We start from the raw sequence: 23942 nt of genomic DNA, 5'->3' as shown, positions 1-23942 counted from the left end.
TCCCGGCCGCCCCTGGCCGGGCCGGGCGGGCGGCTCGGAGAGTGACGGCATGACCAAGACACTGGCATTCGTCGTCTACCCCGGCCTCACCGCGCTCGACCTGGTCGGACCGCTCCAGGTGATGTCGGCACTGGCCTCGCTCGACCCGACCTACCGGGTGGTGGCGGTCGGCCGCGACCTCGACCCGGTCGGGACGGACACCCCGCTGCGGCTGGCGCCGAGCCACACCTTCGCCGAGATCACGGCCCCGGACGTGCTGGTGGTCCCGGGCGGCGGCGCACCGACCATGGCCGCCCTCGCGGACCAGGAGCTGCTGGACTGGATCCGGACGGCGGCCGACACCGCCTGGACCGTCGCCTCGGTCTGCACCGGGTCGCTGCTGCTCGGCGCGGCCGGCCTGCTGGAGGGGCGGCGGGCCACCACGCACTGGGGCTGCCGGGACCTGCTCACCAGGTTCGGCGCGACGCCGGTGGCCGAGCGCTGGGTGGCGGACGGGCCGGTGCTCACCGCCGCCGGGGTCTCGGCCGGGATCGACATGGCGCTGCACCTGGTCGAACGGCTGGCCGGTCCGGAACTCGCCCGGACCGTCCAGCTGTTCATCGAGTACGACCCGCAGCCGCCGCTCGGCCCGATCGACTGGCAGTCGGTCGACTTCCCCGCCTTCGAGCCGCACACCCGCCGCATGGTCACCGACGGCCTCGCCGACCACCCGGAGCTGCTGGCCCGCCTGCTCGGCTGACGGCCCGTGCGCCGCTGACGGCCGGTCAGGCCTTGCCGAGGACCTGGCGCTGGCGGCCGAGGCCGTCGACCTCGAGCTCGACCACGTCGTTGGGCTTGAGGAAGGGGGTGCCCGGGCGGCCGAGGGTGACGCCGGCGGGGGTGCCGGTGACGATGACGTCGCCGGGTTCGAGCACCATGAAGTGGCTCAGGTAGCGGACCACCTCGTGCACCGGGAAGATCATCTCGGCGGTGCTGCCGTCCTGCCGGAGCTCGCCGTTCACCCAGAGCCGGAGCCCGAGCCGCTGCGGGTCACCGACCTCGTCCGCCGTCACCAGCCAGGGGCCGAGCGGGGTGAAGGTCTCGGCGGACTTGCCCTTGTCCCACTGCCCGCCGCGCTCGAACTGGAACGCCCGCTCGGTCACGTCGTTGACCGCGGCGTACCCGGCGATCACCGCCGCCGCCTCCTGGTGGCTGTCCAGGTAGCGGGCGGTGCGCCCGATCACGATCGCCAGCTCGACCTCGTAGTCGGTCTTCTCGCCGCCGCGCGGGATCAGCACCTCGTCGTTCGGGCCGACCACGGTGTTGCTCGGCTTCAGGAAGACCACCGGCTCGGCCGGGATCGCGGCACCCGCCTCGGCGGCGTGGTCGCGGTAGTTGAGGCCGATCCCGACCACCTTGCCCGGCCGGGTGACCGGGGCGCCGACCCGCTGCCCGGCGATGTCGACGACCGGCAGCTCACCGGCCTCGACCGCCCGGGCCAGCTCGGCCGGATCGAGCGCGGCCAGGAAGGCCCCGTCGATGTCCGGGGTCCGACCGGAAAGGTCGAAAGCGGTGCCGTCCTGACCCAGCACCGCGGGGCGTTCGGCGCCCTGAGGGCCTACACGGAGGAGCTTCACTGCCCATCACCACCTGGTTCGTCGCAAGCCATCGAGGAGGCCGCACACCTCTCCCGTCCTATGCATCCGAGGTATATCAACGGCCGGGGCCCGCGAACCAGGGGGGACGGCTCGGCCAGTTCCTATCAATTCCTCCAAGCGGCCGAGCGGCCGAATCAGCGTCCCGCACTGTTGACACACCGCCGGTCCGATGGTGTCGGGTCGGACTGGTAGACAGTCCGGTATGGCGATCAGCAAGCACATCGAGGAATTCCACGGCCTCCCCGTCTTCGACTTCCCCGGCCCGGACGGCGGCACCGACGGCGGCACCGGGCTGCCCGCACCGGAGTCGGTGGCCTGGCGGGTCCAGGTCGAGTACGAGGGCGGCAGCGACTTCGCCGCGGTCTGGGCGGCCTTCCTCGCGGCGGTGGAGGTCGAGCGGGTCCGGGCACTGGTGATCGGGCCGTGGTGGGAGGACGAGTACGAGCTGGTCGAGCCGGTGGTCACCGCGCTGACCGGCAGCGCCGACCGGCTCGGCGGGCTGCGGGCGCTGTTCCTCGGTGAGGCCACGTTCGAGGAGTGCGAGATCTCCTGGCTCCAGCTCGGCGATGTGACCCCGCTGCTGGAGTCGTTCCCCGCACTGGCGGAGCTGGTGGTGCGCGGCGCCTCCGCCGACTACGACGGCAAGGGCGGGCTGGCCCTGCGGCCGCTGCGCCACGAGGGGCTGCGGGCGCTCCGGTTCGAGGCCGGCGGCCTGCCCGCCGCGGTGGTCCGGGCGGTCGGCGAGTCCGACTTCCCGGCCCTGGAGAGCCTGGAGCTGTGGCTCGGCGTGGACGAGTACGGCGGCGACGCCACCGTGGCCGACCTGGCGCCGGTGCTGGACGGCGGTCGGCTGCCCGCGCTGCGCCGGCTCGGCCTGGAGAACAGCCTGTTGCAGGACGAGCTGGCCGCGGCGGTGGCCGGGTCGGCGGTGGCGGGCCGGCTGGAGGAGCTGAGCCTGGCCCTCGGCAACCTGACCGACGCCGGGGCGGAGGCCCTGCTCGGCCTGACCGGGCTGCGGCGGCTGGACCTGCACCACCACTACCTCACCGAAGGCATGCAGCAGCGCCTGCGGGACACCCTGGGCGCTGCCGGGGTCGAGCTGGACCTGTCCGGCCCGGAGGACCCGAACGACGACTGGCGCTACGTGGCGAACGGCGAGTGATCGCCGTCGTCGGCCACCCGGGGCACCGCCGGGTGGAGCTGTTCGCGGCGGCGGTCCGCTCGTTCGGGCTGCCGGCGCCGACCGTGCTGCCCTGGGTCGAGGTCCTGCGCGGCCAGGCCGCCGTCCCGGTGGGCGCCCTGGTCCGGGTGGACTCCCCCGGCGAGGACCCGGCCGTGGACGCGCTGCTGCGCGGCCCCGGGTACGCGCCGACCAGGGCGGAGGGGTCGGCGGCCTGGTACGCCGGGCTGCTCGGCGGGCTCGCCACCCTGACGGCGGCGGTCGAACGCGCCCCCGGGGCACGGCTGTTGGCCGACCCGGCGGAGACCGCCGTGATGTTCGACAAGCGCCGCACCCACGCCCGGCTCGCCGCCGCCGGAATCCCGGTACCGCCGGCCCTGGGCCAACCGGTCGGCGACTGGCGGGAGTTGCGCGCACTGCTGGCGGCGGCCGGGCTGCGACGGGTGTTCGTGAAGCCCGCGCACTCCTCCTCGGCCGCCGGGGTGCTGGCCCTGGAGCTCGGCCCGAACGGGCAGGCCAGGGCGACCACTTCGGTCGAGCTCACGCCGGACGGGCTGCACAACTCGCTCCGGGTCCGGCGCTACACCGCCGAGCCGGAGATCGCCGCGATCGTCGACGCGCTGGCTCCGGACGGCCTGCACGTGGAGCGCTGGATCCCGAAGGCGTCCCAGCACGGCCGCTCGGCCGATCTGCGGGTGGTGGCGGTGCACGGCAGGGTCACCCATGCGGTGGTCCGCACCAGCACCGGCCCGCTGACCAACCTTCACCTGGGCGGCGCCCGGGGCGATCTGGAGCTGGTCCGGGCCGCGGCCGGCCCCGGCTGGGCCGGGCTGCTGGAGCTGGGCGAGCGGGTCGCCGCCTGCTTCCCCGGCTCCCCGATGGTCGGGGTCGACGTGCTGCCCGGCACCTCCTGGCGGCGCTGGTACGTCGGCGAGGTGAACGCCTTCGGCGACCTGCTGCCCAACCTGCCCGGCCTGCCCGAGGGCCCGGCCGCGGGCCTGGACACCTACGCCGCCCAGGTCCGCGCCCTGCTCGAAACGGACCTGGGGCCGGACCTCGGAACAGAGCTCGGAGCGGACCGATGAACGCGATACCCGACATGAACCAGGTGGTCGGCAGCCACGATCTGCTGCTGGTCACCCTCGACACCCTGCGCTTCGACGTGGCCGAGGAGCTGGCCGCCGCCGGGCGGCTGCCGAACCTCGCCGCCGTCCTGCCCGGCGGCCGCTGGGAGCGGCGGCACTCCCCCGGCAGCTTCACCTACGCGGCCCACCAGGCCATCCTGGCCGGTTTCCTGCCCACCCCGGCCACGCCGGACGGCCCGCACCCGAGGCTGTTCGCGGCCCGGTTCGGCGGTTCGGAGACCACCGAGCCGCGGACCTGGGTCTTCGACACCCCCGACCTGCCGTCCGCGCTGGCCGCCGCCGGGTACCGGACGGTCTGCGTCGGCGGGGTCGGGTTCTTCAACCGGCAGGGCCCGCTCGGCTCGGTCCTGCCGGGGATGTTCCAGGAGAGCCACTGGGAGCCGGAGTTCGGCGTGCCCTCGCCCACCTCGTTCGAGGCCCAGGTGGCCCGGGTCGAGCAGGTGGCGGCCGAACAGCCCGCCGGGCAGCCGCTGTTCGTCCTGCTCAACGTCTCCGCACTGCACCAGCCGAACTGGTTCCACCTGCCGGGCGCGACCAGGGCCGACGGCGACACCAGGGCCAGCCACGCCGCCGCGCTGGAGTACGTGGACGCGCACATCGGCCGGCTCTTCGCCGCGATGAGCCGGCGCCGCCCGTGCTTCGCGATCGTCTGCTCCGACCACGGCACCGCGTACGGCGAGGACGGGTACACCGGCCACCGGCTCGGCCACGAGGTGGTCTGGACGGTCCCCTACGCGCACTTCACCCTTCCCGGAGCTGACACCGCATGAGGCCCTACCAGTCCTACGTCTACGCCTATCCGCACAAGACCGCGTACCGCCCGCTGGAGCCGCGGCCGGAGCTGCGCGAGCTCTGGGCGGGCGAGCCGCAGGACGCGCTCTCGCTCTACCTGCACATCCCGTTCTGCGAGGTGCGCTGCGGCTTCTGCAACCTGTTCACCCGGATCGGCAGCCCGGACGGGCTGACCACCGCCTACCTGGACGCGCTGGAGCGGCAGGCCACGACCGTCCGGGCGGCGCTGGACCAGGGGGCCCGGTTCGCGGTGGCGGCGTTCGGCGGCGGCACCCCGACCTATCTGACCGCGGGTGAGCTGGAGCGGCTCTGCGATCTGACCGAGCAGCGGATGGGCGTGGACCTGCAAGCCGTCCCGCTCTCGGTCGAGGCCTCGCCGGACACCTCGACGGCGGACCGGCTGGAGGTGCTGGCGGCCCGGGGCACCACCCGGCTCAGCCTCGGGGTGCAGTCCTTCCTGGACGAGGAGGCGAAATCGGCCGTCCGGCCGCAGAAGCGGGCCGCCGTGGAGGCCGCGCTCGGCCGGATCAGGGCGGCCGGCTTCCCGGTGCTGAACATCGACCTGATCTACGGCATCGACGGCCAGAGCGAGGCCAGCTGGCTGCGCTCGATCGACGCGGCGCTGGCCTGGCGGCCGGAGGAGCTCTACCTCTACCCGCTGTACGTCCGCCCGCTGACCGGCCTGGCCCGGCGGAGCACGCCGCAGGACTGGGACGCCCAGCGGCTGGCGCTCTACCGCGCCGGGCGGGACCACCTGCTCGGGCAGGGCTACCGGCAGGTGTCGATGCGGATGTTCCGCCGGGCCGGTGCGGCGGCCGAGGTGGACGGCGAGTACAGCTGCCAGACCGACGGCATGGTCGGCCTCGGCTGCGGCGCCCGCTCGTACACCGCCGGGCTGCACTACTCCTTCGACTACGCGGTGAACGCCACCGAGGTCCGGTCCATCATCGACGGCTACGTGGCCACCACCGACTTCGGCCGGGCCGAGCACGGCTGGCCGATGGGCCCCGACGAGGCCCGCCGACGGCACCTGCTGCAGTCGCTGCTGCAGGCCGACGGGCTCGAACTCGCGGACTACCTGGGCCGGTTCGGCTCCGCTCCGGCCGAGGACTTCCCGGCCGAGCTGGCCGCCTTCGCCGGGCGCGGCTGGCTCGCGGACTCCCCCGGACGGCTGGCGCTCTCGGCCGAGGGGCTGGCGTACTCGGACGCGGTCGGCCCGGCCCTGTTCTCCCCCGCCGTGCGGGCCCGGATGGACGGGCACGTGGCCCGGTGAGCACCTTCCTCGGACTGCCGGGCGAGCAGCCGGAGTTGACGGTGCTCTACCGGGGCCCGCTGGCCTCCTGCGACTACGACTGCCCGTACTGCCCGTTCGCCAAGCGGCGGGACAGCCCGGCCACCCTGCGCGAGGACCGGGCGGCGCTGGAGCGGTTCTGCGACTGGGTGGCCGAACAGCCCTCGGTCTCGGTGCTGTTCACCCCCTGGGGCGAGGGCCTGGTGCGGTCCTGGTACCGGCGGGCGATGGTGCGGCTCAGCCTGCTGCCGAACGTCCGCCGGGTGGCGATCCAGACCAACCTGAGCTGCCGCACCGACTGGCTGGCCGAGGGCGACCCGGCGAGCCTGGCGCTCTGGGTGACGTACCACCCGGGGCAGGTCGCCCGGGAGCGGCTGCTGACCAAGTGCCGGGAGCTGGACGCGCTCGGCGTCCGGTACAGCGTCGGCGTGGTCGGCCAGCCCGAACACCTGGCGGCGGCAAGGGAGTTCAGGGCAGCACTGGACCCAGGGGTGTACCTCTGGATCAACGCCGCCGAGGGCCGGAGCTACACCGACGCCGAGGCCGCCGACTGGACCGCGCTGGACCCGCTGTTCGGCTTCAGCCGGGAGCCGCACCCGAGCGCGGGGCGCCCCTGCCGGACCGGCTCCTCGGTGATCTCGGTCTTCGGCGACGGCTCGGTGCAGCGCTGCCACTTCGTCCGGGCCCCGCTCGGCAACATCTACGACGGCTCCTACCGCGCCGGGCTGGCCGAGCGCCCGTGCCCGCTGCCGGTCTGCGACTGCCACATCGGGTACGTGCACCTGGAGACGCTGCCGCTGTACCAGGTCTTCACCGACGGGGTGCTGGAGCGGATCCCGTACGGGATCACCTGACCAGCACGGCCAGTTGGCCGACCGCCGGGACGGCGTTGCGCGGCAGCCGGGCGGTCAGCCGGGCCAGGTCCCGGGCGGCGTCCTCGGCCACCGGGCCGCTGATGCCGGTGGCCAGCAGGTCGCGCAGCAGGCCGACCGCGTCCGCGAGCCGGCCCTCGGCGGCGAACCAGAGCGCCAGGTCGTGGCAGGTCCGCAGGGTGCGCGGGTCGTCCGGGCCGCACTCGCGGGCGAACTCGCCGATCAGCGGCCAGAGCCGGCGGGCGGCCTCGGCGGGGGCGCCGGCCACGCCGAGCGCCCAGGCCACGTCGGCCCTGGCCCGCAGTTCGGCGGCCCGGCCGGGCCGGATCGCGGCCAGCCGTCGGGCCACCTCCAGACCGTCCGCCGGGCGGTGGTCCGGCTCCTTGGCGAGCAGGTCGAGGATCAGCCGCTCCAGCTCGGCGGGCAGGTCGGGCACCAGCAGGCGCGGCCGGGTCGGCTCCACGTCGACGTGCTGGCGCATCAGGCCGACCACCGTCCCGGAGTCGAACGGCCGCTGTCCGACGCAGAGTTCGTAGAGCATGCAGCCGACCGCGTACAGGTCGGCCCGGCCGTCCACCGGCCCGTCGGCCCAGCGCTCGGGCGCCAGGTAGAGCGGGCTGCCGATCACCGTGCCGACCGTGGTGAGGCCGCCCGGGCGGCCGTCCAGGCGGGCGATGCCGAAGTCCAGCACCTTGGCGCTGCCGGAGTCGGTGACCATGATGTTCTCGGGCTTGATGTCCCGGTGCACCACCTGGGCCCGGTGGGCGGCCGCCAGCGCCTCGCAGACCTGGCCCAACCAGCCCAGTATCTGCGCCAGTTCGGGCCTGGCCTGCTTGACCACCGCGGCCAGCGAGCGGCCGTGCACCAGCTCCATCACCAGGTACGGGCTGCCGGTGGCGGTGACGCCGATGTCGTGCAGGGTGACGATGTGGGCGTGGTTGAGCTTGGCCACCGCCTGGGCCTCGTGGGTGAACCGGGCCACGTCCCCGGCCCCGAGCTCGGCCGAGTCGGAGATCACCTTGACCGCGATCTCCCGGCCGAGCCGGGTGTCGACGGCCCGCCAGACCACCCCGAACCCGCCCCGGCCGATCTCCTCGACCAGCCGGTACTTGCCGTCCAGTACGTCCCCGCCCCGCATCCCCGCTCCCCCCGAGTACCGCCGTGTCGGGGAGAGTCCACCACACGGCGGCGTCCGGGAGGGGAACAGCGGACTACTTGTTGGCCTTGGGCAGACCGGGCGGGTTCAGCTCCGCGGCGGGGACGGCCTCGTTCTCCAGGCCCCAGCGCTTGAGCACCTGGCCGTAGGTGCCGTCCTTGATGATGCTGCCGAGCGCCTCGTGCAGCGCCTTGACCAGGCCGTTGTCCTTCTTGGTGGTGGCACCGATCTTGCCGAGCACCTCGGCGCCGGCCCCGGAGTAGGTGCCGATGATCTCGGTCTCGCCGGTCTGCGCGGCGTGGAAGGCGGCCACCGGGTTGGGGCCGAGGTAGGCGTCGATCCGGCCCGAGCCGAGGGCCAGGTAGTAGTCGGAGGAGTTCTGGAAGTACTTGATGTCGACCGGCTTGAGGCCGTTCTTGATGTTCTCCTCGTTCCAGGAGACCAGCAGCTTCTCCTGGTTGGTGCCGGAGGCGACCGAGATGGTGCGCCCGGCCACGTCCTTGGGCCCGGTGACCTTCCAGGCGGAGCCCTTCTTCGCCTCGAAGCCGATGATGTCCAGCCGGTAGGTGGCGAAGTCGTACTTCTCCTTCCGGGCCTCGGTCACGGTGATGTTGGAGAGGCCGACGTCGTACTTGCCGCTGTCCAGGCCGACGAAGATGTTCTCCCAGGAGACCGGGTTGAGCTCGACCTTGAGGCCGAGCACGTCGCCGATCAGGTAGGCGATGTCCGGCTCGGTGCCGATGATGGTCTTGTTGTCGTCGGCGTAGAAGTCCAGCGGCGGGACGGAGCCGATCGATTCGACCACTCTCAGGGTCCCTCGGTTCCGGATCTCCTCCGGGACCAGGGCGGCGATCGCGTCCACCTTGGCGGTGGTGACCCGCTTCTGGTCGGCCGTCAGGTTCACCTTGGTCCCGTTCGGTGCGGTGTTGCCCTTCCCGGCCGCCGGGGCGGTCGAGGGGGAGCTGCCGCAGGCGGTGAGGACCAGGGCGGCGGCGACGAGGGTCAGGGCACGACGGGGTAGGGACATGGCGCTGCTCCAGGAGTGGGAGGGGGGTTCAGAGGACCTTGGAGAGGAAGGCGCGGGTGCGCTCGTGCTGCGGGTCGTCCAGGACGGCGGCGGGCGGGCCCTGTTCGACCACCAGGCCCTCGTCCATGAAGACCACCGTGTCGGCCACCTCGCGGGCGAAGCCGATCTCGTGCGTGACCACGATCATCGTGGTGCCGGAGCGGGCCAGGTCCTTGATCACGTCCAGCACCTCGCCGACCAGCTCCGGGTCGAGGGCCGAGGTCGGCTCGTCGAAGAGCAGCACCTTGGGCTCCAGCGCCAGCGCCCGGGCGATCGCCACCCGCTGCTGCTGCCCGCCGGAGAGCTGCCTCGGGTAGACCTCCGCCTTGTCCGCCAGGCCGACCCGGTCCAGCAGCGCCAGCGCCTGCTCCCGGGCCGCGGCCTTCGACCGGCGCAGGGCGCTGATCGGCGCCTCGGTGACGTTCTCCAGCACGGTGAGGTGCGGGAAGAGGTTGAAGTTCTGGAACACGAAGCCGATGTGGGTGCGCTGGCGCAGCACCTCGCGCTCCTTCAGCTCGTACAGCTTGCCGCCCGAGCGCCGGTAGCCGATCAGCTCGCCGTCGATCGAGACGTGGCCCCGGTCGAGCTTCTCCAGGTGGTTGATCGACCGCAGCAGGGTGGACTTGCCGGAGCCGGACGGGCCGAGCACCACCGTGACCGAGCCGGCCGCCACCGCGAGGTCGACCCCGCGCAGCACCTCCAGCTGGCCGAAGCTCTTGTGCACGCCCCGGACGTCGACCATGGTCGTGCTCATCGTTGGCCTCCAGCAGGCTTGTTGACGGGAAGTTGGCCGAGGAAGGAGCGCAGCCGCTGCAGCGGGGTCGGCGGCGGGGTGCGCTGCGAGCCGCGGGCGAAGTACCGCTCCAGGTAGTACTGGCCGAACGACAGCAGCGTGGTCAGCACCACGTACCAGACGGTGGCCACCATCAGCAGCGGCACCACCCGGCCGGTCCGGCCGTAGATCACCTGGACCTGGTAGAAGAGTTCGCCGATCGCCATCACGTAGACGATCGAGGAGCCCTTGAAGAGGGAGATCACCTCGTTGCCCGCGTTCGGCAGGATCGAGCGCATCGCCTGCGGCAGCACGATCCGGCGGATCTGCCGCAGCCGGGGGATGCCGAGCGCGGCGGCGGCCTCCAGCTGGCCCTGCTCCACCGAGATCACCCCGGCCCGGATGATCTCGGCGGCGTACGCGGCCTGGTGCAGCGCCAGGCCGAGCACGGCGGCGCCGAGCGCGCCGAGCAGGTCCATGGTCTCGAAGCTGAACACGGTCGGGCCGAACGGGATGCCGATGCCGAAGCGCTTGTAGAGGTAGGAGAGGTTGAACCAGAAGACCAGCTGGACGATCAGCGGGATGGACCGGAACGCCCAGACGTAGACCCAGGCGATGGTCTGCAGGATCGGGCTGGGCGAGAGCCGCAGGAACGCCACCACGGCGCCCACCGCGAAGCCCAGCACCGTTCCGTACAGGGTGAGTTCGAGCGTCACCCCGACCGATCGGAGGATGGTGTCGGTGGTCAGGAAGGCCCGGAAGGTGGGCCAGTCCCAGCCGGGGTTGGTGGCCAGCCCGTGCAGGAACTGGGCCACCAGCACGATCGCGGCCGCCCCGGCCAGCCAGCGCCAGGGGTGCCGGGCCGGGACGACCGGCAGGGCGGACAGGTCCTCCTCCGGTGCGATCAGGGGTCTCTCGGTGGTGACGGCGGTCATGGCGGACCTCACGGACGCTCGGGCGGGCTGATCTCGGACTTGGTGATGGCGGACCCGGTGGTGCCCCACTTCTGCAGGATCTTCTGGTAGGTGCCGTCCTGGATCAGCTGGTTGACCGCCGCCTGGAAGGCCGGGGTGAGCGGCGAGCCCTTCTTGAACGCGAAGCCGACGTCGAGGCGGCGGAACTCGCTCAGGAACCGGGTGCCGGAAGCCGGCTGCGACTCCTGGTAGCGCAGGCCGTTGATGGTGGACATCACCAGGTCGACCTTGCCCTGCTGGAGGCTGGTCAGGGTGGCGCCCGCCTCCGAGTAGGCCCGCACCTCGTACGCCTTCTTCCCGGCGTCGGTGCAGATGTTCTTCTTCGCGTTCAGCGTGGTCTCGAAGGTGGTGCCGACACCGGTGCCGATGGTCAGGCCGCAGAGCTGGCCGATCTCCTTGACCGGCTGCTGGGTGGTGTTGTCCTTCTTCACCGAGAAGCCCTGGCCGTCGTTGACGTAGGTGACGAAGTCGATCGTCTTCAGCCGGGCCTCGGTGACCCCGAAGTTGCCGGCACCGAGGTCGTACTTGCCACTGCCGAGCGCGGGCAGGATGGCCTCGAAGGCGGCCTCCTCGCGCACGATGGTGATGCCCAGCACCTTGGCCACGGCGTCGGTGAAGTCCACGTCGATCCCGGCCGCCTTCTTCACCGCCGGGTCCGGGTAGAACGCGCTCGGCGGGGTGCCGGTGGAGCCGCCGAGCTTCAGCGTGCCGGCCTTCCGGGTCTCCTCGGGCAGCAGCGCGGCCACCCGGTCCACCTTGGGGACGGTCGAGACCACGTCCTGGGCCGCCGCCGCGACCGCCGAACCCCCAGCCGGGGAGGGCGACTTGCCGACCCCCGAGCCGCAGGCGGTGAGCAGGAACAGGGCGGCGGCTACGGGCAGTACGCGTCTCACGGGGTCGGGGCCTTTCCGGTCAGGTGCTTCTCGAACGGGAGCGGGCCGAGCTGGTCCTCGGCGGGGTCGAACAGCGGGGTGTAGCCGGTGGCCAGGTAGAGCCCCTTGGCCTCGGGCTGGCGCGGCCCGGTGGTGAGGTGGATCCGCCGGTAGCCGGCCGCCTCGGCGGCCCGCTCCAGCTCGGCCAGCACCCGGCGGGCCAGGCCGCGCCTGCGGTGCGCGGAGTGCGTCCACATCCGCTTGAGCTCGGCGGTCCCCTCGCCGTGGCGGCGGTAGGCGCCGCCCGCGACCGGTTCGCCGTCCTCCAGCAGGAGCAGCAGCAGGCCGTCCGGCGGCTCGAACTCGGCGGCCGGGAAGCGGCTCATCTCCTGCCGGCCGCCCGGGCCGTACCGGGTGACGTACTCGTGCGTGAGCTCGCGGACCAGCGGCTCGGTCAGCGGGTCGTCGAAGGTCACCCGGCGGACCTCCAGCAGCGCGCTCATGCCTGGAGCGCGATCAGTTGGTGCCGGTCCCGCTCCCGCTCCAGCTCGCGGGCCTGTTCGCGGGCGGCCGCCTTGGCGGCGTCGCGCCTGGCGACCTCCTCGCGCACGATCGGGATCACGTGGCGGCCGAAGTCGATCGCGTCGTCCAGCAGGTCGTAGCCCCGGGCGGAGAGGATGTCCACGCCGAGGTCGTAGTAGTCCAGCAGGGCCTGGGCCACCGTCTCGGGCGTGCCGACCAGCGCGTTGGAGTTGCCCGCCCCGCCGGTCGCGGCGGCGGTCGGGGTCCACAGCGCGCGGTCGTAGCGCTCACCGGCGGCGGCGATCTCCAGCAGCCGCTGCGAACCGGTGTTCTCCGGTGCCCAGGCGCCGGCGCCGTCCTTCGGCCGGACCAGCAGCGAGCCGTCCGCCGCCCGGGACTTGATCCGCTCGACGGTGCGGTAGGCCTTCTCCCAGGCCAGCTCCTCGGTGGGCGCGATGATCGGCCGGAACGCGACCTGGATCCGCGGGCTGTCGGTCCGCCCGGCGTCCGCCGCGGCCTGCCGGACCCGCGCGATCTGCTCGGCGGTCTGCGCCAGCGGCTCGCCCCAGAGGCAGTAGATGTCCGCCTCGGCGCCGCCGGCCGCGTAGGCGGCGGGCGAGGAGCCACCGAACGAGACGCCGGGGCGCGGCTGTTGGACCGGGAAGACGTCGGAGACGAAGTCGTTGAAGCGGTAGTACTCGCCCTCGTGGTCGAACCGCTCCGTGCTGGTCCAGATCTTCTTCACCAGCGCGATGTACTCGCGGGTCCGGTCGTAGCGCTGGTCCTTGGTCAGGAAGTCGCCCTCCCGGCCCTGCTCGCGGTCGCTGCCGCCGGTGATGAAGTGCACGGTCAGCCGGCCGTCGCTGATCTGGTCCAGGGTCGCGAAGGTCTTGGCGGCGAAGGTCGGGTACGAGACGTTCGGCCGGTGCGCGAGCAGGATCTGCAACCGGTCCAGCCGGCTCGCGATGTACGCGGCGGCCGGGGCCGGGTCGGGCGAGCCGGAGCCGTAGGCGAACAGCACCCGGTCCCAGCCGTGGTCCTCGTGGGCGCGGGCCAGCCGCAGGGTGTAGTCGCGGTCGAAGGCGGCGGTGGAACGGGGGTTGGTCTCCGAGCCGTCACCGGTGGCGGCGATACCGAGGAACTCGACGGGCATGGCGAAGGGCCTTTCGGTCGTGCGGAAGGCGGGGCGTGGCGGGGCACGGCGAGGTGCTGCGCGAGGGGTGCGCGAAGGGTGGTTCAGCGCGTGACGGCGCGAGGGAGGAAGGGCGAGCGGAAGGACGGGGGGCCGGTCGGACGGCCGCGACTACCGGGTCAGGCGCAACACGCTGCTGACCACACTCGACCGAAGTCGATGTGGCCGCGCGTCACCAGGCGCTGCTGCTCGGGGTCCATGGAGGAAGTTGAACAGTGGATCTCACGGGGCGTCAACCTCTCCGGGATTCCTTCATGTTCTGTTATCAGTCGACTCCGACCGTTCCCCGACCGCTCTTGACAGCCGCTGTTCGTCCGCGCTTACGATCGGGTCCGGACGCGTTGAGGGGCGCGGCCCGGCGTGACGGCCCAGCCATGTCTGGAGCCGACCGATGGCCGCTGTCCTGTCCGCCCCCACCCGCCAACAGACCGACCAGCCAGACGACGCCCCGATCGTGCCCCGCCGCCGACCGGGCCGGGTGGTCGCCTCGGTGGTGGCCCTGCTGTTCCTGGCCATGGTGCTCAACTCCGTGCTGCGCAACCGGGCGTTCGAGTGGGACGTGGTGGCCCAGTACTTCACCACCACCGCGATCGTGCAGGGCCTGCTGCTCACGCTCTGGCTGACCGCCGCCGTGATGGTGCTCGGCTTCGTCCTCGGCACCGTCCTCGCGGTGTTCCGGCTCTCCGACAACCCGGTGCTGCGGAGCCTCAGTTGGGGCTTCGTCTGGATCTTCCGGTCCACCCCGCTGCTGGTCCAGCTGCTGTTCTGGTTCAACATCGGCGCGCTCTACCCGACCCTCGGCCTGGGCATCCCGTTCGGCCCGGAGTTCCTCACCGTGAAGACGGTGAACCTGCTCGGCCCGACCCTGACCGCCGTCATCGGGCTCACCCTGCACGAGGCCGCGTACGCGGCCGAGGTGGTGCGCGGCGGCATCCTCTCGGTCGACCAGGGCCAGCTGGAGGCGGCCCAGTCGCTCGGCCTCGGCCGGAGCCGGGTGCTGCGCCGGATCGTCGTCCCGCAGGCGATGCGCTCGATCGTGCCGACCGCCGGCAACATGCTGATCGGCACCCTCAAGGGCACCAGCATCGTCAGCGTGCTGGCCGTCCAGGACCTGCTCTACTCCGCCCAGTTGGTCTACAACCAGACCTACCAGGTGATCCCGCTGCTGCTGGTCGCCACTGTCTGGTACATCGCCGTCACCAGCGTGCTCTCGGTCGGCCAGTACTACTTGGAGCGGTACTACGCCCGGGGCGCCACCCGGGGCGCGCTGCCGCCCACCCCGCTGCAGCGGGCCCGGCAGCTGCTGGCCCGGGCGGGGGTGGCACGTTGAGCACCCTGGCGATCATCGGCGCGGGACCGCGCGGCACCGGGCTGCTGGAGCGGATCGCCGCCAACGCGGCCGAACTGCTGCCGACCGGACGGACGTTGGAGATCCACATGGTCGACCCGTACCCGCCGGGCGGTGGCCGGATCTGGCGGTACGACCAGTCGCCGCTGCTGCGGATGAACTCGATGGCGGAGGACGTGACGATGTTCACGGACGAGACCTCCACCATCGAGGGCCCGGTCCGACCCGGCCCCTCGCTGGCCGAATGGGCCGCCGCACCACAGGAGTTCAGCCCGTACGAACCGGTCACCGACCCCGCCGTCCGGGCCGAGCTGGCCGGGCTGGCCCCGACCGACTTCCCCACCCGCCGGGCCCAGAGCGCCTACCTGGACTGGGCGTTCCGCCACGCGGTGGCCTCGCTGCCGCCGCAGATCACGGTCACCGTGCACCGCGACACCGCGCTCTCGGTCACCGGCCCGGCCGACGGCCCGCAACTGGTCCAGCTCTCCGACGGCGTCCTGGTCGCCGACCAGGTGGTGCTCACCCTCGGCCACCTCGGCTCCGCCCCCGCAGAACAGCACCGGGAGCTGGCCCGCTTCGCCGCCCGGCACGGCCGGTTCCACCTGCCGCCCGCCTTCTCCTCCGACGTCGACCTCTCCGGCGTCGCCCCGGGCGAGCAGCTCCTGCTGCGCGGCTTCGGACTGGCCTTCGTCGACCTGGTCGCCATCCTCACCGAAGGCCGGGGCGGCCGCTTCGTCCCCGCCCCGGACGGCCCGGGCGGCCCGGACGGCCTGGTGTACCTGCCCTCCGGCCGGGAGCCGGTGATCCACGTCGGCTCCCGGCGCGGCGTGCCGTACCACTCCAAGACCGGCTACCGGCTCCAGGGGCCGCCCGCCCCGCTGCCCCGGTACTTCGACGCCGCCGCGGTCGACCGGGTGCTGGCTCGGCCCGGACCGCTCGAACTCCGCCGGGACTTCTGGCCGTTGATGGCCAAGGAGATCGGTTTCGGCCACTACCACGAGCTCTTCCACGCCCACGCCGAACGGGTCCGGCTGCCCTGGGCCGACTTCCTCGACCGGTACGAGCAGCTCGACTGGTACGCACCCGAGCTGGCCGCCCTGGTGGAGCAGGCCGTCCCCGACCCGGCCGACCGGCTCGACTTCGAACAGCTCGACCGCCCGCTCACCGGCGTCGAGCTCTCCCCCGACGGGCTCCAGCAGCACCTGCGCGACCACATCCGCGCCGATGCCGACCGCCGCGCCGATGCCGGGCACAGCACCGACCTCGGCGCCTTCCTCGCCCTGCTCTCGCTCTTCGGCCAGCTGCCCCGGATCATGGCCTCCGACCGGCTCACCGACCGCTCGGCCGCCGAGGAGCTGGACGGCTGGTGGTTCGGGTTCTTCAGCTTCCTCGCCTCCGGACCGCCCGGGTTCCGGCTCCGCCAGCTGCTCGCCCTGTCCGACGCGGGCGTGGTCCGCTTTCTCGGCGCCGACCTGCGGGTCGAACCGGACGAGCGCACCGGCACCTTCGTCGCCACCAGCCCGACCACCCCCGGCCACGCCGTCCGGGCCACCGCCCTGATCGAGGGCTACCTCCCGCACCACACCCTCGCCCGCACCGAGGACCCGATCCTGCGCGGGCTGGCCCGCGACGGCGAACTCCTCGACAGCTCCGGCCTGCTCACCGTCTCCCTCGCCGACGGCCGCCTGCTCGACCCCGCCCTCGGCGACGCCCCGCACCCCCGCCGTACCGCCCTCGGCCCCTTCACCAACGGCCGCGCCTACGCCGCCTTCGCCCGCCCCCGCACCAACGCCCCCGGCTTCCGCCAGAACGACGCCGCCGCCCGCAGCCTGCTCGACCGGCTGCGGTCCGGGGCCAGGGAAACGGCGGCGCCGGCCTCGGAGCAGGTCACCCGTGCGTAGCCGGGCGGACCGCTCCGCCCACCGGCCGTCGGCATCGCGCCGGCGGCCACCGGCGGCTGCGGCGCCGCACAGTGACAGGATGGGAGGCGCGAGCACCCGGACAAGGAAGTAGGGCTGTCATGGCGAAGCAGGCGCCGAAGGTCGACCCGGCCCAGGACCGGGCCCGGGTCACCGAGCCGAAGCACGCTGCGGCCGGTCTCCCGGCCGTGGGCCACAGCCTGCGGATGGCGAACGACCAGATGAGCCCGAAGCGGGCCCTGGCCACCCTGCTCAAGGTGAACCAGCCCGACGGGTTCGACTGCCCCGGCTGCGCCTGGCCCGAGCCGGGGAAGACCCACACCGCCGAGTTCTGCGAGAACGGTGCCAAGGCGGTGGCCGAGGAGGCCACCGAGCGCCGGGTCACCGCCGCGTTCTTCGCCGAGCACCCGGTCGCCGAACTGGCCGACCGGTCCGGCTACTGGCTCGGCCAGCAGGGTCGCCTGACCGAGCCGATGCTGCTGGAAGAGGGCGCGACGCACTACACCCCGGTCTCCTGGGACCGCGCCTTCGCGATCGTCGCCGAGGAGCTGCACCGGCTCCCGAGCCCCGATGCCGCCGCCTTCTACACCTCCGGCCGGACCAGCAACGAGGCCGCGTTCGCGTACCAGCTGTTCGCCCGTCAGCTCGGCACCAACAACCTGCCGGACTGCTCCAACATGTGCCACGAGTCCTCGGGTTCGGCACTGGTGGAGACGCTCGGGGTCGGCAAGGGCAGCGTCAGCCTGAAGGACCTCTACCAGGCCGACCTGATCATCGTGGCGGGCCAGAACCCGGGCACCAACCACCCCCGGATGCTCTCCGCCCTGGAGCGGGCCAAGCGCGCGGGCGCGAAGATCGTCAGCGTCAACCCGCTGCCCGAGGCCGGGCTGGAGCGCTTCAAGAACCCGCAGAACGCCCGCGGCCTGGCCGGTACGGGCACCAAGCTGACCGACCTCTTCCTGCAGATCCGGCTCGGCGGCGACCTCGCCCTGTTCCGGGCCCTGAACCAGCTGATCCTGAACGCCGAGAACGGTGTCGACCACGCCTTCGTGGCCGAACACTGCCTGGGCTTCGAGGAGTTCGCCGCCGAGGCGGCGGCCACCACCCGGGCCGAGGTGCTCGCCGCCACCGGCCTGCCCTGGGAGCAGATCGAGGAGCTGGCCGAGCTCACCCTCGGCTCGCAGAAGGTGATCGTCTGCTGGGCGATGGGCCTGACCCAGCACAAGCACTCGGTGCCGACCATCCGCGAGGTGGTCAACTTCCTGCTGCTGCGCGGCAACGTGGGCCGCCCGGGTGCCGGCGTCTGCCCGGTGCGCGGGCACAGCAACGTGCAGGGCGACCGGACCATGGGCATCTTCGAGCGCCCCGCCCCGGCCTTCCTGGACGCGCTGGGCAAGGAGTTCGGCTTCGAGCCGCCGCGCCACCACGGGCTGGACTCGGTCGACACCATCCGGGCGATGCGCGACGGCAGGGTGAAGGTCTTCTTCGCGATGGGCGGCAACTTCGTCGCGGCCACCCCCGACACCGAGGTGACCGAGGCCGCGATGCGCCGCTGCGCGCTGACCGTGCACGTCTCCACCAAGCTCAACCGCTCGCACGTGGTCACCGGCGCCCGGGCCCTGATCCTCCCCACCCTCGGCCGGACCGACCGGGACTGGACGGCCGCCGGCGCCCAGTTCGTCAGCGTCGAGGACTCGATGGGCATGGTGCACTCCTCGCGCGGCGGCCTGCAGCCGCCGTCGGCCACCCTGCTCTCCGAGGTGGCCATCGTCTGCCGACTGGCCCGGGCCGCCCTCGGCGAGGCGAACGACGTGCCGTGGGAGGCGTTCGCCGAGTCGTACGACACCGTCCGGGACCGGATCGCCCGCGTGGTGCCGGGCTTCGACGACTTCAACGCCAAGGTCCGCGCGCCCGGCGGCTTCGCCCTCCCGCACGGCCCGCGCGACAGCCGAACCTTCCCGACCGCCACCGGCAAGGCCAACTTCTCGGTCAACCCGCTGACCGCCCCCGAGGTCCCCGAGGGCCGGCTGCTGCTCCAGACGCTGCGCTCGCACGACCAGTACAACACCACCGTCTACGGGCTGGACGACCGCTACCGGGGCATCATCGGCGGCCGCCGGGTGGTCATGGTCAACCCGGCGGACGCGGCCGCGCTCGGCCTGACCGAGGGCGGGTACGTCGACCTGGTCAGCGAGTGGGTGGACGGCAGCGAGCGCCGGGCCCCGCACTTCCAGGTGGTGCACTACCCGGTGGCCCGGGGCGGCGCGGCCGCGTACTACCCGGAGACCAACGTGCTGGTGCCGCTGGACTCCACGGCCGAGATCAGCAACACCCCGACCTCCAAGGCGGTGCTGATCCGGTTCGAACCGGACAGCGGCAGCTGACCAGCTGACGGGCCGACACTCCGGCGCACGGGTGCCCGATATGTCCGATGTGCAACTAATCTGACATCAGCTCACCCCCACCGCCGGAGGTACCCGCGCCATGGCCGATGCCGTCCCGTCCGACAGTGCCGACCAGACCGGGGGCGCCGACCTGACCTCGGGGTCGCCCACCCCGGCCTCCCGGCTGATCCCGCTGATCGCCCCGGCGATCCTGACCGGCATCGGCGCCAGCCTCGCGCTGATCGCGATCAGCTCGGTGGCCGGGCGGCTGGAGAACCTGCTCTGGGAGATCATCCCGAGCGGCCTGGGCATCGACGGCTTCAACCCCTGGTGGATCCTGCTGATCCTCACCGTCACCGGGGTCGCCGTCGGCCTGACGGTGTGGAAGGCGCCCGGCCACGCCGGCCCCGACCCGGCCACCACCGGGCTGGTCGACCCGCCGGTCTCCCCGTTCCTGCTGCCCGGGCTGATCGTCGCCACCGTACTGGCGCTGGCCGGCGGCGTCAGCCTCGGCCCCGAGAACCCGATCACGATGATCAACATCGCGCTGGCGTACTGGATCGGACGGCGTTTCATGCCCTCCACCGGCCCGGTGCTCTGGGTCGCCCTGGCAGCCGCCGGGACGATCGGCGCGCTGTTCGGCACGCCGATCGCGGCGGCGCTGATCCTGTCCGAGATGCCCGGCCCCGGCGCGCTCTGGGACCGGCTGTTCGCCCCGCTGATCTCCGCCGTCACCGGGTCCCTCACCACGCTGCTGCTGGTCGGCAACGACTTCGTGATCAAGGTTCCCGGCTACCCGGGCACCCGGTTCGTCGACCTGCTCTGGGCCCTGCTGGTCGGCGCGGCCGGAGCGCTGCTCGGCCTCGCCGCGGTCTACGCCTTCCCGCTGGTGCACCGGACGTTCCGACAGATCCCGCACCCGGTCCTGATGCTGACCGTCGGCGGGCTGGTGCTCGGCGCACTGGGCGCGATCGGCGGCGAGCTGACCCTGTTCAAGGGCCTGGACCAGGTCAAGGAGCTGGCCCTGGACTACACCCACTACGGCTTCTGGGAGCTCGCCGGCATGGCGGTGCTGAAGATGGTGGCCCTGCTGATCGCGGCCGGCTCCGGCTTCCGCGGCGGCCGGATCTTCCCGGCCGTCTTCGCCGGGGTCGCCCTCGGCTTCGCGGTCAACGCGCTGATCCCCTCGGTGCCCCCGGCGCTCGCGGTGGTCTGCGCCATCCTCGGCATCCTGCTCGCGATCACCCGGCAGGGCTGGCTCAGCCTGTTCACCGCCGCGGTCATCGTGCCCGACCTGGCGCTGCTCCCGCTGCTCTGCGTCGCCGCCCTGCCGGCCTGGCTGATCGTCACCGGCCGCCCCGAGATGCTGATCGAGCCCGCCGACGCGGAGCCCGCGCCGACGCCGGCCTGACCGGTCAGCCGGTCGGGCCCGCCGTGGCCTCGGCACTCTTCGAGGCGGCGGCGGACGCCGAACGGCTTGCCGCGGCCGACTCCGAGGTGGACGCCGAGGCCGAGCCGGACGGCGAACCGGTGCCGGTGCTCGGAGAGGTGCTCGGCGACGTACCGGTGCTCGGCGAGGTCCCGACGGACGGCGAGCCGGACGGCGTACCGGTCGCGGACGGCGAGGTGGTGGCCGGCGGCGGGGTCACCGGCGGCTGCGTCACCGGCGGGGTGGTGACGGGCGGCTGCGACGGAAGGTCCTCCGGCTTGCTCGGCCGGATCGGCGTCGCCGCGTCCGCGCCCTTGGGCAGCTCGGGCACCTTCCAGGCACCGCCCGGGTCGTCCGACACCGACTGCGGGTCGGGGCGGACCGCGCCCAGGATCGGCATCGCGCCGATCGGCGAGACCTTGATCACCGCTCCGGTGCGCGGCGCCTGCACCACCAGGCCGCCGCCGATGTACATCGCGATGTGGGTGGCCCCGGCGTAGTAGACCACCAGGTCACCGGGGCGGAGCTGGTTCAGCGGCACCTTGGTGAGCTCGGACCACTGGTCCTGGCTGACCCGGGGGATGTTCACACCGGCGGCCAGCCAGGCCTGCGAGGTCAGGCCGGAGCAGTCGAACCGGTCCGGTCCGGTACCGCCCCAGAGGTAGTCCTTGCCCAGCTGGGCCAGCGCGAAGGTGACGGCCTTGCGCCCGGCCTGGGAGGGCGTGTGCTCCCCCTTGCCCAGCGCGCCCGAGGCGAGGAAGGCCAGCTGGGCCTCGTCCGCCCGGGTCTTCTCCAGCTGCTCCAGCTCGGTCCGCTGGGCCCCGGTCAGCGAGCTGACCATCTGCTCGACCTCGGCCAGCCGCTTGGCCACGTCCGCCTTGGCGGCCTCCTGCTGGACCACCAGCGCCTGGGCCTGGGTGAGCGTCGCCTCGGCCAGCTGCTGAAGCACCGTCAGGGTGGCCCGGTCGCCCTTCAGCCGGTCCAGGAACTCGCTCTGCGAACGCCCGGCGGCGTTCAGCAGCTCGGCCACCACGGCCGCCTCGTACGGGGAGTCGGTGAGCAGCAGCTCGGCCAGGTCGGAGGCGTTGCCGTTGCGGTACTGGGCCGCGGCCAGCTGGGAGGCGAGGTCGCTGCCGGCGTCCACGGCGGCCTGCTGGTGCTCCAGCCGGAGCTTCAGGTCGGTGACGGTGGCCTGCTGGGTGGCGAGCTTGGCGACCGTCCCGTTGTACTGCTCGGTGGCGGCCTCGGCCTCGCGATAGAGCTCGTGCAGGCGGTCCAGCATCGGGCCGAGAGTCGCCTTGGCCTGGGCCAGCGGATCTGCTCCGGCGGCGACCGAGAAGGTCGGTTCAGGCGTGCCGGGCGCGGCGAACGCGGCTCCGGTCGAGCCGAGCGCCAGGGCCGCCATCGCCAGTACCGCACCACAGCGCAGGGCGGCTCGCACCCAGGGCCGCACGCCGTTCTCCGTCGTCCGCACCCCAGCGTGCATCAGCTCGCCCCTCCCCGTTGACCCCGACCCCTGCCAGGCCGTCCGGCCTGGCAATTCCCCTGCGATCCTGCCATGCGCCCCGTGCATCCAGACAGGGGGTTACCGGGCAGTCCGGTGAATTCTCAGCTCCGATTCAGATTGGATGTGAGACACCTCTCAACAAACCATCACCAAGGCGGACCTTACCGCCCAAAATGGCGGTCCTGGGGCCCCGCCACCACGATTCGGCAGCCCTCCGGAAACCCCGGCGACACCTTCGGAACCACGACTACCGTCTCAGTTAACCTTCCGTTCACCCACCCTCCCTACCGTCGCCGGTGACATCAGCGTCAGTCCGACAACTACGACGATTGTTTGGGTCCATGGAACACATCACGTTCCTGGTGGCCGTTGTGATCATCACAGCGCTCGCCTTCGACTTCACCAACGGCTTCCACGACACCGCCAACGCGATGGCCACCTCCATCGCCACGGGAGCCCTCCGACCGAAGGTCGCGGTCACCATCGCTGCGGTCCTCAACTTCGCCGGTGCCTTCCTCTCGGTGAAGGTCGCCACCACCATCTCCGGCGGCATCGTCAACGAGAAGGCCGGGATCCAACCGGCGATCATCTTCGCCGCGCTGGTCGGCGCGATCCTGTGGAACCTGCTGACCTGGCTGAAGGGTCTGCCGTCCAGCTCCTCGCACGCGCTGTACGGCGGTCTGATCGGCGCCACCGTCGTCGGGGTCGGTCTGAACGGCGTGAACTTCGGCGTCGTCGTCTCCAAGATCCTGATCCCGGCCGTCGCCTCCCCGATCGTGGCCGGACTGGCCGCCTGGGGCGCCACCAAGCTGGCGTACCGGATCACCCGCAACGGCCGCGAGAAGACCACCAACAAGGGCTTCAAGGCGGGTCAGATCGCCTCGGCCTCGCTGGTCTCGCTGGCGCACGGCACCAACGACGCGCAGAAGACCATGGGCATCATCACCCTGGCGCTGGTCTCGGCCGGCGCCCTGCCCAAGGGCGCGCTGCCCCCCACCTGGGTCATCGTCAGCGCCGGTGCGGCGATCGCGATCGGCACCTACATGGGCGGCTGGCGGATCATCCGCTCGATGGGCAAGGGCCTGACGGACATCCAGGCGCCGCAGGGCTTCGCGGCCGAGGCCGCCGCCACCACGGTGATCCTGACCTCCTCGCACATGGGCTACGGCCTCTCCACCACCCAGGTCGTCTCGGGCGGCATCATGGGCGCCGGCCTCGGCGGCCCGAAGGCCGAGGTGCACTGGAGCATGGCCCGCCGGATGCTCTACACCTGGGGCCTGACCCTGCCCGCCGCCGCCACCGTGGCCGGCCTGGCCGCCTTCGTCGCGGACAAGGGCACCTGGGGCGTCCTGCTGGTCGGGGCCGCGCTGGTGATCGGCTCGGGTGCGATGTGGATGATCTCCCGCCGCCAGCCGGTGCACGCGGACAACGTCAACGACGTCACCCCGGTCGAGGTCCCGCCGGCCCCGACCCCCACCCCCGCCTCGACCACGGTCGCGGCCTGAGCCCGGAAGGCTTCCCCTTATGAGCATGAGCATCAAGTGGGCCGCCCTGGCCCAGACCGCCGGTGTCAGCTTCGTCGTCACCGTCGCCACCGTCGCCGTCTTCGCGCTCGGCATCATGGCGCTCTCCCGCCGGGAGGCCGCCCAGGAGGCCGCCACGACCGGCACCGCCGGACCGGGCACCGCCAACCTCGCGCTCGCCGGAGCCTCGGTCTGCTTCGCGGCCTGCGCCTCGGTGGTCGGCTACGGCCTCTACCTGATCGCCGGCTAGCACCGCGCGTACGTACGACGCCGCCCTCCCCGTCCGCCAACGGGGAGGGCGGCGTCGTGTCCGGGGTCAGTCCAGGGCGAGTTCGCGCGGCCGGTCGGCCGGGGCCTCGTC

21 protein-coding genes are annotated in these 23942 nt (G+C 72.7%); 12 read left to right on the top strand and 9 right to left on the bottom strand.

The genetic code is table 11. The features are described 5' to 3' along the window. Positions 1-49: 49 nt before the first annotated feature. A complete protein-coding gene (locus ABT118_RS12420) occupies positions 50-739 on the top strand; it encodes a DJ-1/PfpI family protein (protein ID WP_350663176.1) in 690 nt (229 codons plus the stop codon). Positions 740-764: 25 nt separating this feature from the next. On the opposite strand, the gene ABT118_RS12415 is transcribed toward ABT118_RS12420, so the two are convergent. Continuing rightward, positions 765-1616 carry a fumarylacetoacetate hydrolase family protein gene (locus ABT118_RS12415; RefSeq protein ID WP_350663158.1) on the bottom strand — a complete coding sequence of 284 codons (852 nt, stop codon included), beginning with the start codon at positions 1614-1616 and terminating at the stop codon, positions 765-767. Positions 1617-1839: 223 nt separating this feature from the next. On the opposite strand from ABT118_RS12415, the gene ABT118_RS12410 reads away from it, so the two are divergent. From ABT118_RS12410 to ABT118_RS12390, 5 genes are read left to right on the top strand one after another with little or no spacing between them, the layout of a single operon-like run. Next, on the top strand, positions 1840-2799 hold the full coding sequence (locus tag ABT118_RS12410) for an STM4015 family protein (protein ID WP_350663137.1): 960 nt from the start codon (positions 1840-1842) through the stop codon (positions 2797-2799). After that, positions 2796-3902, top strand: coding sequence for an STM4014 family protein (locus ABT118_RS12405; RefSeq protein WP_350663125.1), 1107 nt, complete (start codon positions 2796-2798; stop codon positions 3900-3902). Before ABT118_RS12410 ends, ABT118_RS12405 begins: the two co-directional genes overlap by 4 nt. A gap of 14 nt (positions 3903-3916) precedes the next feature. Beyond that, positions 3917-4732: an STM4013/SEN3800 family hydrolase gene (locus ABT118_RS12400; RefSeq protein ID WP_350665319.1), complete on the top strand. Its 816-nt coding sequence runs from the start codon at positions 3917-3919 to the stop codon at positions 4730-4732. Then, entirely contained in the window at positions 4729-6027 is a 1299-nt protein-coding gene (locus ABT118_RS12395) for an STM4012 family radical SAM protein (protein ID WP_350663114.1), read from the top strand. Before ABT118_RS12400 ends, ABT118_RS12395 begins: the two co-directional genes overlap by 4 nt. Then, positions 6024-6899 (top strand): STM4011 family radical SAM protein, encoded by an 876-nt coding sequence (locus ABT118_RS12390; RefSeq protein ID WP_350663102.1) that lies wholly within the window; start codon positions 6024-6026, stop codon positions 6897-6899. Before ABT118_RS12395 ends, ABT118_RS12390 begins: the two co-directional genes overlap by 4 nt. Here the strand turns inward: ABT118_RS12390 and ABT118_RS12385 are convergent. The 7 genes from ABT118_RS12385 to ABT118_RS12355 form a co-directional block, all read right to left on the bottom strand. Then, complete coding sequence (locus ABT118_RS12385; protein WP_350663064.1) at positions 6892-8055, bottom strand: serine/threonine-protein kinase; 1164 nt, start codon at positions 8053-8055, stop codon at positions 6892-6894. The two genes, ABT118_RS12390 and ABT118_RS12385, sit on opposite strands and share 8 nt — an antisense overlap. A 73-nt stretch (positions 8056-8128) precedes the next feature. Continuing rightward, on the bottom strand, positions 8129-9100 hold the full coding sequence (locus tag ABT118_RS12380; RefSeq protein ID WP_350663042.1) for a transporter substrate-binding domain-containing protein: 972 nt from the start codon (positions 9098-9100) through the stop codon (positions 8129-8131). A gap of 28 nt (positions 9101-9128) precedes the next feature. Beyond that, the gene (locus ABT118_RS12375) at positions 9129-9893 is read right to left on the bottom strand and encodes an amino acid ABC transporter ATP-binding protein (protein ID WP_350663028.1); all 765 of its coding nucleotides are present in this window, start codon (positions 9891-9893) and stop codon (positions 9129-9131) included. Continuing rightward, positions 9890-10846, bottom strand: coding sequence for an amino acid ABC transporter permease (locus ABT118_RS12370; protein ID WP_350663000.1), 957 nt, complete (start codon positions 10844-10846; stop codon positions 9890-9892). Before ABT118_RS12370 ends, ABT118_RS12375 begins: the two co-directional genes overlap by 4 nt. An 8-nt stretch (positions 10847-10854) precedes the next feature. Next, positions 10855-11778 carry an ABC transporter substrate-binding protein gene (locus ABT118_RS12365; RefSeq protein ID WP_350662971.1) on the bottom strand — a complete coding sequence of 308 codons (924 nt, stop codon included), beginning with the start codon at positions 11776-11778 and terminating at the stop codon, positions 10855-10857. Then, positions 11775-12260, bottom strand: coding sequence for a GNAT family N-acetyltransferase (locus ABT118_RS12360; RefSeq protein ID WP_350662959.1), 486 nt, complete (start codon positions 12258-12260; stop codon positions 11775-11777). Before ABT118_RS12360 ends, ABT118_RS12365 begins: the two co-directional genes overlap by 4 nt. Beyond that, positions 12257-13432 carry an LLM class flavin-dependent oxidoreductase gene (locus ABT118_RS12355; protein ID WP_350662934.1) on the bottom strand — a complete coding sequence of 392 codons (1176 nt, stop codon included), beginning with the start codon at positions 13430-13432 and terminating at the stop codon, positions 12257-12259. The genes ABT118_RS12360 and ABT118_RS12355 overlap by 4 nt, the downstream gene beginning before the upstream one ends. Positions 13433-13862: 430 nt before the next feature. Between ABT118_RS12355 and ABT118_RS12350 the strand changes: the two genes are divergently transcribed. The 4 genes from ABT118_RS12350 to ABT118_RS12335 all read left to right on the top strand — a co-directional run bounded on the left by ABT118_RS12350 (position 13863) and on the right by ABT118_RS12335 (position 20533). Continuing rightward, positions 13863-14801, top strand: a complete 939-nt coding sequence (locus tag ABT118_RS12350; RefSeq protein ID WP_350662907.1) for an amino acid ABC transporter permease — start codon at positions 13863-13865, stop codon at positions 14799-14801. After that, positions 14798-16720, top strand: a complete 1923-nt coding sequence (locus ABT118_RS12345; protein ID WP_350662877.1) for an FAD/NAD(P)-binding protein — start codon at positions 14798-14800, stop codon at positions 16718-16720. The genes ABT118_RS12350 and ABT118_RS12345 overlap by 4 nt, the downstream gene beginning before the upstream one ends. 119 nt (positions 16721-16839) lie before the next feature. After that, complete coding sequence (locus tag ABT118_RS12340; RefSeq protein WP_350662863.1) at positions 16840-19122, top strand: FdhF/YdeP family oxidoreductase; 2283 nt, start codon at positions 16840-16842, stop codon at positions 19120-19122. A 100-nt stretch (positions 19123-19222) separates the two neighbouring features. Then, complete coding sequence (locus ABT118_RS12335; protein ID WP_350662833.1) at positions 19223-20533, top strand: ion channel protein; 1311 nt, start codon at positions 19223-19225, stop codon at positions 20531-20533. A 4-nt stretch (positions 20534-20537) separates the two neighbouring features. On the opposite strand, the gene ABT118_RS12330 is transcribed toward ABT118_RS12335, so the two are convergent. Beyond that, positions 20538-22037, bottom strand: a complete 1500-nt coding sequence (locus tag ABT118_RS12330) for a C40 family peptidase (RefSeq protein ID WP_350662816.1) — start codon at positions 22035-22037, stop codon at positions 20538-20540. Positions 22038-22399: 362 nt separating this feature from the next. Between ABT118_RS12330 and ABT118_RS12325 the strand changes: the two genes are divergently transcribed. Together ABT118_RS12325 and ABT118_RS12320 are read left to right on the top strand one after the other, a co-directional pair. After that, entirely contained in the window at positions 22400-23563 is a 1164-nt protein-coding gene (locus ABT118_RS12325) for an inorganic phosphate transporter (RefSeq protein ID WP_350662788.1), read from the top strand. 19 nt (positions 23564-23582) lie between these two features. Continuing rightward, complete coding sequence (locus ABT118_RS12320) at positions 23583-23831, top strand: hypothetical protein (RefSeq protein ID WP_502884531.1); 249 nt, start codon at positions 23583-23585, stop codon at positions 23829-23831. The last annotated feature ends 111 nt before the right edge of the window (positions 23832-23942 follow it).

Source organism: Kitasatospora sp. NPDC002040, assembly GCF_040296785.1.
In the GTDB taxonomy this organism is placed as follows: domain Bacteria; phylum Actinomycetota; class Actinomycetes; order Streptomycetales; family Streptomycetaceae; genus Kitasatospora.
Note: the sequence above shows the minus strand (reverse complement) of the source record. Positions and strands in the feature narration are given on the sequence as shown.

Coding starts and splice junctions, on each gene's coding strand:
- ABT118_RS12420 (WP_350663176.1), top strand. CDS start 50: ATGACCAAGACACTGGCATTCGTCGTCTACCCCGGCCTCACCGCGCTC.
- ABT118_RS12400 (WP_350665319.1), top strand. CDS start 3,917: ATGAACCAGGTGGTCGGCAGCCACGATCTGCTGCTGGTCACCCTCGAC.
- ABT118_RS12370 (WP_350663000.1), bottom strand. CDS start 10,846: ATGACCGCCGTCACCACCGAGAGACCCCTGATCGCACCGGAGGAGGAC.
- ABT118_RS12385 (WP_350663064.1), bottom strand. CDS start 8,055: ATGCGGGGCGGGGACGTACTGGACGGCAAGTACCGGCTGGTCGAGGAG.
- ABT118_RS12320 (WP_502884531.1), top strand. CDS start 23,583: ATGAGCATGAGCATCAAGTGGGCCGCCCTGGCCCAGACCGCCGGTGTC.
- ABT118_RS12380 (WP_350663042.1), bottom strand. CDS start 9,100: ATGTCCCTACCCCGTCGTGCCCTGACCCTCGTCGCCGCCGCCCTGGTC.
- ABT118_RS12375 (WP_350663028.1), bottom strand. CDS start 9,893: ATGAGCACGACCATGGTCGACGTCCGGGGCGTGCACAAGAGCTTCGGC.
- ABT118_RS12330 (WP_350662816.1), bottom strand. CDS start 22,037: ATGCACGCTGGGGTGCGGACGACGGAGAACGGCGTGCGGCCCTGGGTG.
- ABT118_RS12325 (WP_350662788.1), top strand. CDS start 22,400: ATGGAACACATCACGTTCCTGGTGGCCGTTGTGATCATCACAGCGCTC.
- ABT118_RS12335 (WP_350662833.1), top strand. CDS start 19,223: ATGGCCGATGCCGTCCCGTCCGACAGTGCCGACCAGACCGGGGGCGCC.
- ABT118_RS12360 (WP_350662959.1), bottom strand. CDS start 12,260: ATGAGCGCGCTGCTGGAGGTCCGCCGGGTGACCTTCGACGACCCGCTG.
- ABT118_RS12410 (WP_350663137.1), top strand. CDS start 1,840: ATGGCGATCAGCAAGCACATCGAGGAATTCCACGGCCTCCCCGTCTTC.
- ABT118_RS12350 (WP_350662907.1), top strand. CDS start 13,863: ATGGCCGCTGTCCTGTCCGCCCCCACCCGCCAACAGACCGACCAGCCA.
- ABT118_RS12395 (WP_350663114.1), top strand. CDS start 4,729: ATGAGGCCCTACCAGTCCTACGTCTACGCCTATCCGCACAAGACCGCG.
- ABT118_RS12355 (WP_350662934.1), bottom strand. CDS start 13,432: ATGCCCGTCGAGTTCCTCGGTATCGCCGCCACCGGTGACGGCTCGGAG.
- ABT118_RS12340 (WP_350662863.1), top strand. CDS start 16,840: ATGGCGAAGCAGGCGCCGAAGGTCGACCCGGCCCAGGACCGGGCCCGG.